Here is a 15,228-nt window from a genome sequence, read left to right on the forward strand (position 1 = left end):
GTCGCTAAGGTGTTGTTTAATAAGTTTTATTATACAGTGCAACAGGTTAGACAGGCTGGAGAGCAATAGGAAATTAAAAGACGAGGGGGTTAGCAAGACAGCTTTTACCCGACAGCAAACGGTATTATATTTCGGCGATGGGGGTATTGACGGATTGCGAAGAGGCGAGCATCACTTGGTTACGTCCACTGTCTTTCGCGCGATACATGAGAAGATCAGCGGCATGGATCAACGCATCTAACTCTAGTTGCTTTATCTCCTCCACCACATCGCTAGAAACAATCGCGCCGATACTCACGGTGACACGAATATCCGCGCCGCCAAATTCAAACACCGTCTCCGCAATATCACAGCGAATGTGATTGGCCATTTCAATTAAAGCATCTAAATCTTGGGTCGGGCATAAGATGCAAAACTCTTCTCCGCCTAAACGCGCCGCTGCCCCTTTTTTAACAAACCGCTTCAGGTAACTTGCCAGGTGTACTAGCACTTTATCGCCTTGCATATGCCCGTAGGTATCGTTGACCTGCTTGAAATGGTCAAGATCAATCAAAATCAACCCCATTTCCTGTTGACGGCTCAGCTTAGGTTTTAAACGGGTAAAATAGGTTTCAAGTCCACGGCGATTTAACAGCTGTGTCAAAGGATCGGTATTGGCGAACTCTAGCAAACGGGCATTGGCTCGGCGCAATGCGACCGTGCGTTTATACACCATACGTTTAAGAATAAAGATATAGGTCACCGCGCCTAACAGCATCACCAGTACAATGCTAGGAATAAGCCAAGCYGGGTAAGCCTCAACGCGCTCGGTATTGATCCACTTTTGCTTGATGCGTAACAGCTCTGCCGCAGGGATATTATCTATGCCTTCGCGTACCTCTTTTAGTAGCGCTTGATTGCCTTTGGGCACGGCCGCATAAATCGGGCGTGTGTAAAGGATTTGCTCTGCGACAAACGCAAGCGGGTTACCTTGGGTCAAAAAGTAAAAGTTTGCCGTTTGGGTATCGGCAACAAGCGCACTGATTTCGCCATCGAGCGCGGCACTAAATAGCGTTTCATTCCGCCGAAAGCGTCTTTGCTCTACATCAGGATAGTGCTCGGCTAAAAACCAAGATTCGTAACTGCCATCAACCACGCCCACCACTTTGCCTGCGGCTAAAGGATCCTTACTGACTTGCCCCGACTGATTTTCTACATAGAGTGAGCCATTAGTATTAAAAATGGGGGCCACATAGTCTAAATAGGCTTCACGTTCGGCGGACTTGAGTAGCCCCGCATGAATGCGATCACCGCCTTCTTTCATATAGGCCAGAGAATCCGACCAGTCGGCCAACATAAACTGAATCGACGTGTGATTGTATTTCGCGTAGGCCTGCCAAAAGTCAATCAATAACCCTTTGGGTTGCCCGTTACCAGGTATGTAGCTGTAGGGTTTCCATTCAGATGAGTGCGCAATAACTAAAATGTCTTTTTCTTCTGACAGATAGGCGTCGTCAGCCCATGCAAACGTACTCATATACGTGCAGGCTAGAAGCAGCATCCCTGTCAAAAGTCGAAAAGTGCGCGCAAACATTATTAGGCAGTCCATTCAAAGAGTCTTGATGGTAGATAAATTCTAAGGGAACGCAAAAGACTTAATAAAAAAGCATGATCCAGTTCAAATTGGAAGCTAGATCACATCATAAAGCGTGCAAATGGCCACTAATGGCTGATAAAAGCAGCAAAACGGAATACGTCGTATGGTAAAGATAGCAACATCAACAGATAGCGTAATCATGATAAAAATATCTTGATTCGCTGGTGCGCTGTCACCAGGTTGTAATGATTTAAATCATCAGCTGTGGTAAATTTACACGCCCCAAAGGGAGGGAAGACTGATGAGGCAGGTGCACTATTGAGTGCTTTATTGTCAATGAAGCCTTTATTGCCCGTGATCAACACAGATCACGGCAGACAATCTATACTCACGATCGATAAACAGTGACGTCACCACAGCCACCCTAGCTGCGGTAACGTCATTGAAAAATGCAAAAAATTCGCTTTCACAGCCACTTAAGTCGTAAAAGTGCGTGGTAAAATTACACTTTTGGTGTGTTGTGAGAAAGCATCAGGCTTATGTTTCAATTTTTGACCGGAGAAATGTGTCGATGAAAAAGACCAAAATCGTATGTACGATTGGCCCAAAAACCGAATCTGAAGAGATGCTTACTCAGCTTGTTGAAGCTGGCATGAACGTCATGCGCCTTAACTTCTCACACGGCGATTACCAAGAGCATGGTACGCGTATCGCTAACTTGCGTAATGTGATGAAGCAAACTGGCAAACAAGCCGCTATCTTGCTGGATACCAAAGGTCCTGAGATCCGTACGGTAAAACTGGAAGGTGGCGATGATGTGCTACTAAAAGCCGGTCAAACCTTTACCTTCACCACAGATACCTCTGTTGTGGGCAATAAAGAGCGCGTTGCCGTGACCTATGCCGGTCTGCCGCAAGATTTAAAAGCGGGTGATACAGTACTGGTTGATGATGGCCTGCTTGAGATGGAAGTACTAGAAACGACTGAAAAAGAAGTGGTTTGTAAAGTACTCAACAACGGTGAGCTGGGTGAAAACAAAGGCGTTAACCTGCCAGGCGTTTCTGTCAGCCTGCCAGCGCTGGCTGAAAAAGATAAATCGGACCTGAAGTTTGGTTGCGAGCAAGGCGTTGACTTTATTGCGGCCTCATTTATTCGTAAGAAAGAAGACGTAGAAGAAATCCGCGAGCTATTGGCGCAAAACGGCGGTAGCGACATCAAGATCATCTCTAAAATTGAGAACCAAGAAGGTGTCGACAACTTTGACGCTATCTTGGAAGCGTCTGACGGCATCATGGTTGCTCGTGGTGACCTAGGGGTAGAGATCCCCGTTGAAGAAGTGATCTTCGCCCAGAAGATGATGATCGAAAAGTGTAACCGTGCACGCAAGATGGTTATCACTGCAACACAAATGCTGGATTCAATGATCAAAAACCCACGCCCAACCCGCGCAGAAGCCGGTGACGTGGCCAATGCCATCATGGACGGCACAGATGCAGTAATGCTGTCAGGTGAGTCGGCAAAAGGGAAATACCCATTAGAAGCGGTGAGCATCATGGCACAAATCTGTGAGCGCACAGACCGTCAAATGTCTCCAGCCCTCGGCTCTCGCCTTGATAGCGATCGCCTGCGTATCACCGAAGCGGTCTGTAAAGGCGCGGTTGATACCTCTCAAAAACTCAGTGCCCCGTTAATTGTGGTGGCGACTGAAGCGGGTAAGTCAGCGCGCTCAGTGCGTAAATACTTCCCAACCGCCAACATTGTCGCAGTCACCACGAACCCGAAAACAGCCGCTCATCTGTGTCTGACTAAAGGGGTGACACCAGTGATGATCGAAAGCATCGATAGCACCGATGAGTTCTACCGTCGTGGTAAAACCATCGCGCTAGAGTCAGGCTTAGCGAACAAAGGCGATATCGTCGTCATGGTGTCAGGTGCGCTCGTGCCATCTGGTACGACTAACACGGCCTCTGTGCACGTGCTGTAATTTAAGCACCGATAAGCAACACCTGCGCCTCGACACTGTCGGGGCGTTTTTTTATCCGCCGTTTAGTGGCATGATAAAAAAGGGACAGCAGGAAGCGCAATGAAACCAACCAAAGCACAAGAAGCCATGGCACATATTTGGGGAGCTATATTAACCCGCCAGCTCACAGTGACACCGAATGCGCATGGCCATTATTCACTCACCGTCGCCACCTTGTGCGAGCAGCTTGATTTAACCACAGCAACGGCGCGTGATGGCTTGCATTTACTCGCCATGGCCGGACGCATCAGCTACCAACCCCACCTTGGATACCAGTTAATGCCCTTAAGTCAGCCAGACTGGCAACCTCTCGCGGCTGGCATACAGGCGATGGTTGGCGCTTTCATGGATAGGCTGCCGCCTCGGTTGGATGAGCCGACCTCATTGACCCTACTGGGCTTACTGCACAGCCTACAGCATCTGCCTGCCAAGGATTATCGTGACCTCGCTGCCTTGGCGCATTRGCATCAGCAGCTTCATTACACGCTCTTTGCCGGCATCAATCCGTATCTTGCAGACGCGATACAGCCGCTTGTCGCCCAGCATTTACGCTACCTCACGCATCCCGATATCGGCTTTGAATTCGCATCCAGTTGGCAGCGCTTAATGCCAGTATTGCGCGGGCTAGTCTCTGCGCGACCGCAGGCTCATAGTCACGCTTATCAACACTACTGGCTGGGGCTTAATACTGCGGCCGGAGAAAGGCTCAACACCTTTACCAGTGGACAATTTCTTTGAAGTGGGTTTTTATCAAGACCGCTAACGGTACCAAATAGATGGCACTAAACTTGACGGCCATCACGGCCAACGTCAAGGTGGTGAGACGTACTAAGCACTTATTGATTGTTTGTAGTAAAGGGTGACTCATCATCATTTCAGTCTAAAGCGGGATGTCTGTTCAAAAATCAGGCATTAGTTTACAAATTAATCAATAAATCGCAAGCGCCAATCTCGCCTGTTATCATCACACTCCAACAGGCGGCGACTAAGCTGCTGATTTAGTGTGACGACAGAGAACAAGATGACAAAAGCATTGACGATTTTGGATATCGCCCGCTTAGCCGGGGTGGGAAAATCGACCGTATCTCGTGTGTTAAACGATGATCCACGGGTCAAAGACAGTACGCGCGAGAAAATACAAGCCGTGATTGACCAACACGGCTTTATGCCCTCCAAATCTGCACGTGCGATGCGCGCACAACGCAGTGGCGTCGTGGGTGTGATTGTGGCAAAGCTCAGCTCTAATTCTGAAAACACCGCGTTGACGGGCCTGCTCAACACCTTATATGCCAAAGGCTATGACGCCGCCATTATGGAAAGTCAGTTCTCACAACAAAAAGCCCAAGCACATCTGGATGTGCTGAAACGCCGCAATGTTGATGGGATTATCTTTTTTGGTTTTTCTGGCTGTGATCTCAACGCGCTCGCGCCTTTCGCTCCCAACTGTGTCGTTCTGGCCGTTGATAGTGATCAATACATTAGCGTCAGCTATGACAACCAAGGCGCAGTCACACAAGTGATGGACCATTTTTATCATCAAGGATGTCGTCATATTGCCTTCTTGGGAATTGATGAGCGCGATGAAACCACCGGCCTTGCCCGCTCCGATGCCTATCAGCGTTTTTGCCAACGCCACCAACTCTCACCACAATTACATCGCTGTGAAATGCGCTTACACGCCGCCTATGAAGCCACCGATGCCTTCATGAACTCGCATACTGATGCGATTGTTTGTGCGTCAGACACCCTGGCGCTAGGGGTTGCCAAACGGCTACAAACCCTAAATCGTGAAGATATCGCCATTGGTGGCATCGGTAACCATGACATGCTTCGTTTCATGTTCCCGCGCGCCGTGAGTGTGGAGCTAGGTTACCATCAAGCAGGGCAACATGCGGCTGACTTGCTGCTCAAGCAGCTGGATGACGACGCTCCCGTGGTTAGCCACTGGACACAACCTTGCCACCTAGTCACTCCCTAAGCGGCGGCTCACACCAATAATCAGGCAGTTACAGATTTCTCTGTGATGGTTTTCAAATAATGGGAACGATTCCACTGATAAATTCGATAGTAGGATCCATAATGAGTGGGAACGTTACCAATGAATACCCTACAGCAATACAGGATTGCTTATGAGCCAGATAGATAAAAAAGCCATCGACCAATTGGTCACTCATATTGGCGGCAAAGACAACATCGCAACCGTTAGCCACTGCCTCACGCGTTTACGTTTCGTACTAAATGATCCAGAAAAAGCGGACGTGGCCGCGATTGAAGCGATCCCCATGGTCAAAGGCTGCTTTACCAGTGCCGGCCAATTTCAAGTCGTGATCGGCACCAATGTTGATCAAGTGTATGCCCTATTGGAAGCGCAAACCGGCGTGGAAGGCCAGTCAAAAGATGAGGCCAAACAAGCCGCGCGCCAAAATATGAGCCTAACTGAGCGTGCTATCTCACACCTCGCGGAAATCTTTGTGCCCCTTTTGCCCGCGATTATCACCGGTGGTCTGATCCTTGGCTTCCGTAATGTGATCGGCGATATCCGCATGTTCGATGGCAAAACTCTGACCGAGATCAGCGAGTTTTGGGCCACTGCTCACGGCTTTTTGTGGCTGCTTGGTGAAGCTATCTTCCACTTCCTCCCTGTCGGTGTGTGTTGGGCGACGGTGAGAAAAATGGGCGGCACCCCCATTTTGGGTATTGTTCTGGGTATTACCCTGGTATCCCCCCAATTGATGAACGCATACCTTATCGGTAAAGAAATGCCTGAAGTGTGGGACTTTGGCTGGTTCTCAATTGAAAAAGTCGGCTATCAAGCACAGGTGATCCCAGCGATGTTTGCCGGTATGGCGCTAGCATTTATCGAAACCCAGTTAAAACGGATTATTCCAGATTACCTCTATCTTGTGGTGGTGCCGTTTGTTGCGCTGCTGACTTCCGTGATCTTGGCGCATACCCTGATTGGTCCATTTGGGCGTGAAATCGGCAACGGCGTCGCCTTCTTAGCTCGCACGGCGATGACCGGTGATTTCGCCTTTATCGGTGCAGCGCTGTTTGGCTTCCTCTATGCACCTTTGGTGATCACCGGGGTTCACCACACCACCAACGCGGTGGACTTGCAGCTAATGCAGGAAATGGGCGGCACACCTATTTGGCCGCTGATTGCCCTGTCCAACATTGCACAAGCCTCGGCGGTAGTCGGTATTATTTGGGTCAGCAAGAAAGAAAACGAGCGCGAAATTTCGGTGCCCGCGGCGATTTCCGCCTACCTTGGCGTGACAGAGCCGGCCATGTACGGGATTAACCTGCGCTACAAATTCCCGATGCTCTGCGCCATGGTTGGCTCGGCGCTAGCGGCGATTGTGTGTGGTCTTTCCGGTGTGATGGCCAACGGTATTGGTGTCGGGGGTCTACCAGGCATCTTATCTATTCAGCCACAATTCTGGGGTGTTTACGTGGTCGCGATGTTAATCGCCATCTTAGTGCCAATCGCACTCACCGCCTTTATGTACCGCCGCCAGGCCAGCAAAGGCAAATTGGCGGTCGCCTAATTCCCATTCCGTCTGCGGGGAGGGAACGCTCCCCGCTTTTTTTAGCGTTAAGAGAGACATTATGCACGCACATCCCTGGTGGAAAACGGCCACCATTTATCAGATTTATCCAAAGAGCTTCCGTGATACCACACAAACAGGGACAGGTGATCTGCCAGGCATTATCGAAAAGCTGGACTACTTTTCGACCTTGGGCATCGACGCGTTATGGCTAACCCCCATTTATGTATCGCCACAAGTCGATAACGGCTACGACATTGCCGATTATTACGCGATTGATCCTAGCCTAGGCACCATGGACGACTTCGACACCTTGCTGGCCGAAGCGCATAAACGCGACATCCGCATCATCATGGATATTGTGATTAACCATACCTCAACCGAGCACCCTTGGTTTCAATCAGCGCTTGCCAGCAAGGACAGCCCCTATCGCGATTATTACATCTGGAAAGATCCGGTTAACGGCGGCGCTCCAAACAACTGGCAATCAAAATTTGGCGGTAGCGCGTGGCAATGGCATGAACCAACCGGCCAGTATTACCTCCACTTATTTGCCACCGAACAAGCCGATCTTAACTGGGAAAATCCAGCGGTGCGGGAGGCCGTCAAAGAGGTGATGGCGTTTTGGGCCGAAAAAGGCGTGGATGGCTTTCGCCTCGATGTGATCAATTTGATCTCCAAAGATCAGTCGTTCCCTGATGATCATCAAGGCGATGGTCGCCGCTTTTATACCGACGGTCCGCGCGTTCACGACTACTTGCAAGAAATTAGCCGCGACATTTTCCAGCGTTACGGCAGCGTCACTGTAGGCGAGATGTCTTCGACCACCTTGGAGCATTGTCAGCAATATTCCGCGCCAGATGGCAAAGAGCTCTCCATGGTGTTTAACTTCCACCACTTAAAAGTCGATTATCCGGGCGGCGAGAAGTGGCGACTGGCGCCGTTTGACTTCCTGGCCCTAAAACAGCTTTTCCGCACTTGGCAGCATGGCCTGCATAATCAAGGTTGGGGCGCACTGTTTTGGTGTAACCACGACCAACCGCGTGTGGTCAGCCGCTTTGGTGATGATCGCCACCATCGCGTTGCCTCCGCCAAAATGCTCGCCACCGCGATTCATATGCAGCAAGGCACGCCTTACGTGTATCAAGGGGAAGAAATTGGCATGACCAACCCTGGCTATCAGCGTATTGATGACTATCAAGACGTCGAAAGCCGCAACATGCACCGTCTGCTGTGCGACCAAGGCATGCCTGAAGGGGAAGTGTTAGCCATTCTGGCTGCACGCTCACGCGACAATTCGCGTACCCCCATGCAGTGGGACAGTTCAACAAACGCCGGTTTTACCACAGGCACACCCTGGCTAAAGCCTGCGCCTAACTATGCTGACGTCAATGTCGACACCGCTTTGGCGGATGAAGACTCGGTGTTCTATCACTACAAGCAGCTGATTTCCCTACGTAARACCTTACCTGTAATCCGTGAAGGGGATTATCAGGACTTGCTGCCTGACCACCCACAGCTACTCGCGTATCGTCGCGACAATGGCGACAGCCAACTGGTGGTAGTGTGTAACTTTTATGGCGAACCGGTCACAGCGACCTTGCCTGTCGCCCCTGCTCCGAACGCAGACTTGGTGAGCCATAATTACCCCGAAGCCAAGCCGTTAATGCCAGAAATGCAATTGGCCCCCTATGAAGCCTTGGTGTATTTGATTAATCCCGCTTAACCGACAAAAAATGGCACGCCAAGGCGTGCCATTTTTCTAACACAATGAGTGGCTTTGATTACTGGCGCAGCGCTCGCTCTCCGCGTGCAATGCCCACCACACCACTGCGTGCGACTTCAATGATGTCGGTAATTTCACCCACCGCGCGAATAAAGGCATCCAGCTTGTCACTGTCACCGGCCAACTGCACGGTGTAAAGCGARTTCGTGACATCGACAATCTGCCCGCGGAAAATATCGGCGGTGCGTTTTACCTCCGCGCGGGCAAAGCCGCTGGCTTTCACTTTCACCAACGCCAGTTCACGCTCAATGTGATCGCTCTCGGTGACATTGCTCACTTTTAGCACATCAATCAGCTTGTGCAGGTGCTTTTCGATTTGCTCGCGATCCGCGTCGCTCACTACCGAGGTGGTGATATTCAAGCGCGATAAGGTCGCGTCATCGGTCGGTGACACCGTGAGCGACTCAATGTTGTAGCCACGCTGAGAGAATAAGCCCACTACCCGCGATAAAGCTCCCGGCTCGTTTTCCATTAAAACCGATACAATACTGCGCATTAGGTTCTCTCCGTTTTGCTCAACCACATTTCATTCATCGCCCCGCCGCGTACCTGCATCGGATACACGTGCTCAGTTTCATCGACATTAATATCGACAAAAACTAAGCGATCTTTCATTGCCAGCGCCTTTTCTAGGCCGGCTTCCAGCTCGGACGGATGACTAATACGCATTCCCACGTGACCATAAGCCTCAGTGATCGCGGCAAAATCTGGTACCGAGTCCATATAAGAGTGCGAGTGACGGCCTTGATAAATCATGTCCTGCCATTGTTTCACCATCCCGAGGAAGCGGTTATTGAGGTTCACAATCACCACCGGAATGTCATATTGCAACGCGGTGGAGAGCTCTTGAATATTCATCTGAATACTGCCATCCCCCGTCACACACACCACCTGCGCGTCCGGTAGCGCGAACTTGACCCCCATGGCGGCGGGAAGCCCAAAGCCCATGGTGCCTAAGCCGCCGGAGTTAATCCAACGGCGTGGCTTATCAAACGGATAATAAAGTGCGGCAAACATTTGATGCTGGCCGACATCCGAGGTCACATAGGCATCACCATGAGTGAGGCGGTACAAGGTTTCAATCACCTGCTGCGGTTTAATCCGCTCAGGATCAGCAACATATTTCAAACACTGGCGCTCACGCCAAGTTTGAATATTGTGCCACCAGGTGCTGAGCGCATCGCTGTCGTTGCTGCCTCCCTGCTCCACCAGCAATTTGAGCATGCTACTGAGCACAGCATCGGCAGAGCCGACAATAGGAATATCGGCCGAGACAGTTTTGGAAATGGTCGAGGGATCCACATCAATGTGCATGATGGTGGCATCGGGACAGTATTTTTCGAGATTATTAGTGGTGCGATCGTCAAACCGGACACCAATACCAAAAATCAGGTCGGCTTGGTGCATCGCCATGTTGGCTTCGTAGGTACCATGCATGCCCAGCATGCCCAGCGAATACTCATGGGTGCCGGGAAAGGCACCCAGCCCCATCAGGGTGCTAACCACCGGGATGTTCAAGCTTTCTGATAGCTGGCGGATTTGTTCACCACAGTCGGCCATGATGGCACCGCCACCGACATACAGCACCGGCTTTTTCGCCGCCAACAGCGCTTTTAAACCACGCTTTATCTGCCCTTTGTGTCCCGAGGTGGTCGGGTTGTAAGAACGCATGCGCACACTGTCAGGGTACTGATATGGGTGCTTTTGTGCCGGGTTCAGCATGTCTTTGGGAATATCGACCACCACAGGGCCAGGACGTCCCGTCGCGGCAAGATAAAAGGCTTTTTTAACAATGTTGGGAATATCTTCGGCGCGTTGAACTAAAAAGCTGTGTTTGACCACCGGGCGGGAAATCCCCACCATGTCACATTCTTGGAAGGCATCATTGCCAATCAGGCCGCTCATGACCTGGCCAGAAAAGACCACCATGGGGATCGAGTCCATGTACGCGGTGGCAATACCGGTAATCGCATTGGTTGCCCCTGGGCCTGAGGTGACCAGCACCACGCCCACTTCACCCGTAGCCCGTGCGTAACCATCGGCCATATGCACCGCGGCTTGTTCATGACGCACCAACACATGGTCAATATCACTCTTTTCGTGTAATGCGTCGTAAATATCCAGCACCGACCCGCCTGGATAGCCAAAAATATGTTTTACGCCTTGATCGATCATGGAGCGCACGATCATCTCGGCACCGGATAACATTTCCACTCTACGCCTCCCTGTCTGCATAGTTAGGACTTACTTTTAGCCTAATCTTGCCCCTTACGCTTGGATGTACTGGTGGTCACTCACCACGCGGACATCTAAACCAAATACTGGCGGTAAGGCGGCGTTAGATTGTCATTTGGCCTGCTTCGAATGAAGCTGCAATCAATGTAACGTTTTATTTGCAAAACTGTCTATTAGCTAATCAGTATTTACATTTTTAATCTAAATGTTGAGTGAATGTTGCTGATTTACGCTGACCAAGGGGGATGAAATTGGAAACATCCACTATAAAATCGCCACTTTGCCAGATTTGCTATCCAGACATGAGGAGAAAAGAGGGGGAAAAGGCATAAAAATAGCAGGAAAAAAGGAAGATTCTCAGCCATGAGAAATCTTCCTCGCTTTGGTACACCAAACTAACGCTGATACATCGTATTAATGTGATCTTGGTAACGAGAAAGGATCACTTTGCGGCGCAGTTTCATAGTCGGCGTGAGTTCGCCACTGTGCATGCAAAAGCCCTGCGGCAACAAGGTAAAGCGTTTGACTTGCTCAAATTTGGCCAATTCATGTTGCAAGCTCTGCAAACGCTTTTCAAACAAGGCCACCACATCAGCGTGTTTTAGCAGCTCTTTGCGATTGTGATATTCGATATTGGCCGCCCTCGCCCACTCTTCCAAGGCATCGAAGCAAGGTACAATCAAGGCAGAGACAAAATGACGCGCCTCAGCCACCACCGCAATCTGGTCGATAAAGTGATCACGTACCAAAGCGCCCTCTACCCGTTGAGGCGCGATATACTTACCGCCAGAGGTTTTCATTAGCTCTTTGATTCGGTCGGTGATAAACACGCTGCCCTTGGTATCGAGATACCCCGCATCGCCGGTTTTCAAAAAGCCATCCTCGGTAAAGGTCGCCGCCGTCGCATCGGGTTGATTAAAGTAACCCCGCATCACCATCGGCCCACGCACTTGAATTTCATTATCCGCCCCAATCCGTACTTCTGCGCCCGGCATCGGATGGCCAATCGATTGAGGGTCAAAGCAGGTATCGTCCCAGCAAGAAACCGTGGCGGTGGTTTCGGTCATGCCATAACCGAGCTTGACGTTAATGCCTATCGCGTGGAAAAACGCGCCGATGTCAGGGTCAAGACGCGCCCCACCGCATGGCATCAAGCGCATCTTGCCACCCAATAGCGCACGTAACTTACTGAGCACCAGCTTGTCGGCCAACGCCAATTGCCATTGCTGACGCTGCGACAGTGATTGGCCAGCACGTAATTGCGCAGCATGACGTTCGCCTTGGCGCAGGGCCCAACGGAATAAATGCGGTTTAACGCCAGTGGCCCGACTGAGTTTGTCGTGAATAGCACCATGGATTTTTTCGTAAAAACGCGGCACTGCACACATCACCGTCGGTTTGACCTCGGCCAATGCCTCACGCACCTGAAGCGGGTTGGAGAGGTAGCAATTGACCGCTCCGCGGTGAAGCACGTAATAGCTCCATGCGCGCTCAAACACATGGGAAAGCGGCAAAAAGGCCAAGGACACGTCATCCGGTCTTAATGCCAAGACTTGATCATGCACCTCCAACTGCGCCGCGATATTGGCATAATCCAGCATCACTCCTTTCGGATCGCCCGTGGTGCCGGAGGTATAAATCAAGGTGGTCAGATCGTCCATGCATCGTGCGTCAATGCGCGCCTCTAATTCGGCTTGGTAGCCACGGTCGTCTTGCAATAACCAACTGGCCCAATCCCACACCTTGGGGTGCGTTGGAGCCGTCGTCTCTTGGCTTAGGGCAATCACCCCTTTGACATTAGGACAGTGTTCGAGAGCAGCCACCGCGATCTCTCGTTGTTCGTCACCGACGAAAACCCATTGCACGTCCGCATCATTGATAATGTGTGCCGCTTGCTGAGCGGTGCTGGTGGCGTAAATCGGCACAGGTACGGCGCGAATTTGCAATGCGGCGTAATCTAACATCGCCCACTTTTCGCTGTTCGGCGCAAAGATAGCGATGGTTTGTTGAATCTCACACCCGGCATTTAACAAACAGCGTGACAGCTGATCGATTCGCTCGCCCATTTGACGCCAGCTGAGGCTTGCCCACTGTGACTGTTGCTGAAAACGAATGGCTTCGCGTTCACCTTGGGCGCGAATCTGCTCGCGGATGCGAGTAACGATATGGTTTTGGGTGTTCACTGTCTCTCTCTTGGTTCGCATTTTTGGCGAACACATGTACGCTCAATAATGACAGCGAGTGTACCGAGCGCACGACCAAACTCAAGAAAAATTGAGTGAATGCTCTAGCGAAAGTGTAAAAACGTGATTCAGCCTTGTGGAAGCGGCTGATCGACGCACGTACCGCACAGCGCGCTACCGAATCAAGCGTTGCAACCTAAGTGGGTGTGGATCCATACGTATTGATGAGCGATTAAAGTCCAAAATCGACTCCTCAACCGTTTCTGGGTAATCCACCTGAGCCCATAGATGGTGAAACAGGCTGCGTGTCTGACTTAGCTCGCCTTTCACCAGCCATTCCGCCAATGCTTGAGCAACATCCGGGTAGCCAATCGCGCCCACCTTCGGTGCCTGCAACCATTCGCGTACCGCACTTGCATCCAAGCTATCCATACTATGTGCTAGCCCAAGCTGAGAAAGTGTGGCGACATTACTCAACTGTTCAAACTGACCAGACAATGGCTTTAAAAGGAGCTTTTTCCCTAGGCTTAACGCCTCGGAAGGGAGTTCAAATCCCCCATTGGCAATCACGCCCTGGCACTGATTTAGCGCTGTGTGAAAGCTTTCTTTGCCTAAGGGCATGAGCGTTAGGTTTTCACGCTGATAGGGCGCATTAACCTCGGGGTGAAAGCAGATAAAAGGTTGGCTAAAGCGCAACAACAACTCACTCACCGCAGATAAAGATTCAAAGGGAAGATACACCAGCACCGCCCTCTCCGCAGCCGGCGGTGTCACCGCTTTATCTACCGGAGTGGTATCAATAATCGGAGGTAAGATCGGTTGGTTAAAGTGATACCAGTGCAAGCCAATGGCATAGTCTGTTGGAGCAAAATAACGCATGATCATGCGATTGATCAGCGTTTCTCCATGTTTGGGCACCGCGTGAGAAAACGCCGCTTGGTGGCTGATCGCCACCGATGGTACCCCTTGCCGGCGCGCCGCCCACGCACTGATGGGTTCAAAATCAGAGATAACCTTATCGTAGCCTGATACATCAAGCTGGCGAATATCGCGTCGTAGCTGCGCCAAGTGATTGTGTCGCGCGGTGGCGAGCATATCAATTTTGCCATCACGGCTGACAAAGCTCATCCCAGTAAATGTGCGATAATCGCCAAATGGCGCCATATCAAAATAGCGCTCGGCAGGCCGCCCGGAAAAAACAAAATCGACGTCGACATCGTATCCGGCCAAGGCACGCGCCATCGCACGGGCACGCGATATATGCCCATTACCGGTTCCCTGAACACCGTATAAAAGCTTCATTAAATACCTGTTATTCCGTAAAGATCGAAAGTGATACTGCGTGCCAACGTCGCGCACATCAGCCCTAATCCAGCGCCCACCACGATATCGCTCACAAAGTGCACGCCCAGTAGCACGCGCGAAATACCGATTAGGCTGGCCCAAATGAACACCAAAAGAGTTAACGAAGGGAAGAAGGTGCTCAGCAATGAGGCCATGAGAAAAGCGGCGGCCGTATGGCCTGATGGCATACTGTAAAGATCGGAAGGCGTGATAAAGGCGGGCAACTGCGAAGGGCGTGCGCGCCGAAAGCTGCGTTTAAGTACCCAGTAAATCGGCAGCTCGATGGCAAAAGCCGTCAGTCCGGTGAGCAAAAACCAGAGCCCGACCGCCTCATGAAGCCACCAAGCCGTGAAGCCAATCACCAAATAGAGGGGGCCGTCACCGGAACGGGAAACGGCACGGGCTATTTTTGCTGTGCCAGCGCTAAAGCGATGCGATAGACAAAAGGTCGACACCGTGTGATCGAAGCGTTGAATCGCGGTAAAGCTTCTCATCCTGCCTCCCAATGCGGCGAGCTGATGGTTAAACTCTAG

At 51.0% G+C, this 15,228-nt stretch carries 11 protein-coding genes; 5 read left to right on the forward strand and 6 right to left on the reverse strand.

Annotated features, from left to right (window positions below; all coding sequences use genetic code 11):
• Positions 1–124: 124 nt before the first annotated feature.
• Entirely contained in the window at positions 125–1,516 is a 1,392-nt protein-coding gene (locus BZG13_RS09075) for a transporter substrate-binding domain-containing diguanylate cyclase (RefSeq protein ID WP_158074879.1), read from the reverse strand.
• A 631-nt stretch (positions 1,517–2,147) separates the two neighbouring features.
• Here BZG13_RS09075 and pykF point away from each other — a divergent pair.
• The 5 genes from pykF (at position 2,148) to treC (ending at position 8,873) form a co-directional block, all read left to right on the forward strand.
• On the forward strand, positions 2,148–3,560 hold the full coding sequence (pykF, locus tag BZG13_RS09080) for a pyruvate kinase PykF (RefSeq protein WP_077486400.1): 1,413 nt from the start codon (positions 2,148–2,150) through the stop codon (positions 3,558–3,560).
• 99 nt (positions 3,561–3,659) lie between these two features.
• A complete protein-coding gene (locus tag BZG13_RS09085) occupies positions 3,660–4,337 on the forward strand; it encodes a hypothetical protein (protein ID WP_077486401.1) in 678 nt (225 codons plus the stop codon).
• Positions 4,338–4,620: 283 nt separating this feature from the next.
• Positions 4,621–5,577, forward strand: a complete 957-nt coding sequence (treR, locus tag BZG13_RS09090; protein WP_077486402.1) for a trehalose operon repressor TreR — start codon at positions 4,621–4,623, stop codon at positions 5,575–5,577.
• 151 nt (positions 5,578–5,728) lie between these two features.
• Positions 5,729–7,147, forward strand: coding sequence for a PTS trehalose transporter subunit IIBC (gene treB, locus BZG13_RS09095; protein ID WP_077458159.1), 1,419 nt, complete (start codon positions 5,729–5,731; stop codon positions 7,145–7,147).
• A 61-nt stretch (positions 7,148–7,208) separates the two neighbouring features.
• Positions 7,209–8,873, forward strand: a complete 1,665-nt coding sequence (treC, locus tag BZG13_RS09100; protein WP_077486403.1) for an alpha,alpha-phosphotrehalase — start codon at positions 7,209–7,211, stop codon at positions 8,871–8,873.
• Positions 8,874–8,931: 58 nt separating this feature from the next.
• Here treC and ilvN read toward each other — a convergent pair whose 3' ends face one another.
• The 5 genes from ilvN to BZG13_RS09125 all read right to left on the reverse strand — a co-directional run bounded on the left by ilvN (position 8,932) and on the right by BZG13_RS09125 (position 15,189).
• Positions 8,932–9,429: an acetolactate synthase small subunit gene (ilvN, locus tag BZG13_RS09105; protein ID WP_077486404.1), complete on the reverse strand. Its 498-nt coding sequence runs from the start codon at positions 9,427–9,429 to the stop codon at positions 8,932–8,934.
• A complete protein-coding gene (locus BZG13_RS09110) occupies positions 9,429–11,147 on the reverse strand; it encodes an acetolactate synthase 3 large subunit (protein WP_077486405.1) in 1,719 nt (572 codons plus the stop codon). Before BZG13_RS09110 ends, ilvN begins: the two co-directional genes overlap by 1 nt.
• Positions 11,148–11,563: 416 nt before the next feature.
• Positions 11,564–13,372 carry an AMP-dependent synthetase/ligase gene (locus BZG13_RS09115; protein WP_077486433.1) on the reverse strand — a complete coding sequence of 603 codons (1,809 nt, stop codon included), beginning with the start codon at positions 13,370–13,372 and terminating at the stop codon, positions 11,564–11,566.
• Positions 13,373–13,525: 153 nt separating this feature from the next.
• Positions 13,526–14,653, reverse strand: coding sequence for an MJ1255/VC2487 family glycosyltransferase (locus BZG13_RS09120; protein WP_077486406.1), 1,128 nt, complete (start codon positions 14,651–14,653; stop codon positions 13,526–13,528).
• Entirely contained in the window at positions 14,653–15,189 is a 537-nt protein-coding gene (locus BZG13_RS09125; protein ID WP_077486407.1) for a phosphatase PAP2 family protein, read from the reverse strand. Before BZG13_RS09125 ends, BZG13_RS09120 begins: the two co-directional genes overlap by 1 nt.
• Positions 15,190–15,228 lie beyond the last annotated feature (39 nt).

Source organism: Salinivibrio sp. ML323 (genome assembly GCF_001995745.1).
GTDB classification, from domain to species: domain Bacteria; phylum Pseudomonadota; class Gammaproteobacteria; order Enterobacterales; family Vibrionaceae; genus Salinivibrio; species Salinivibrio kushneri.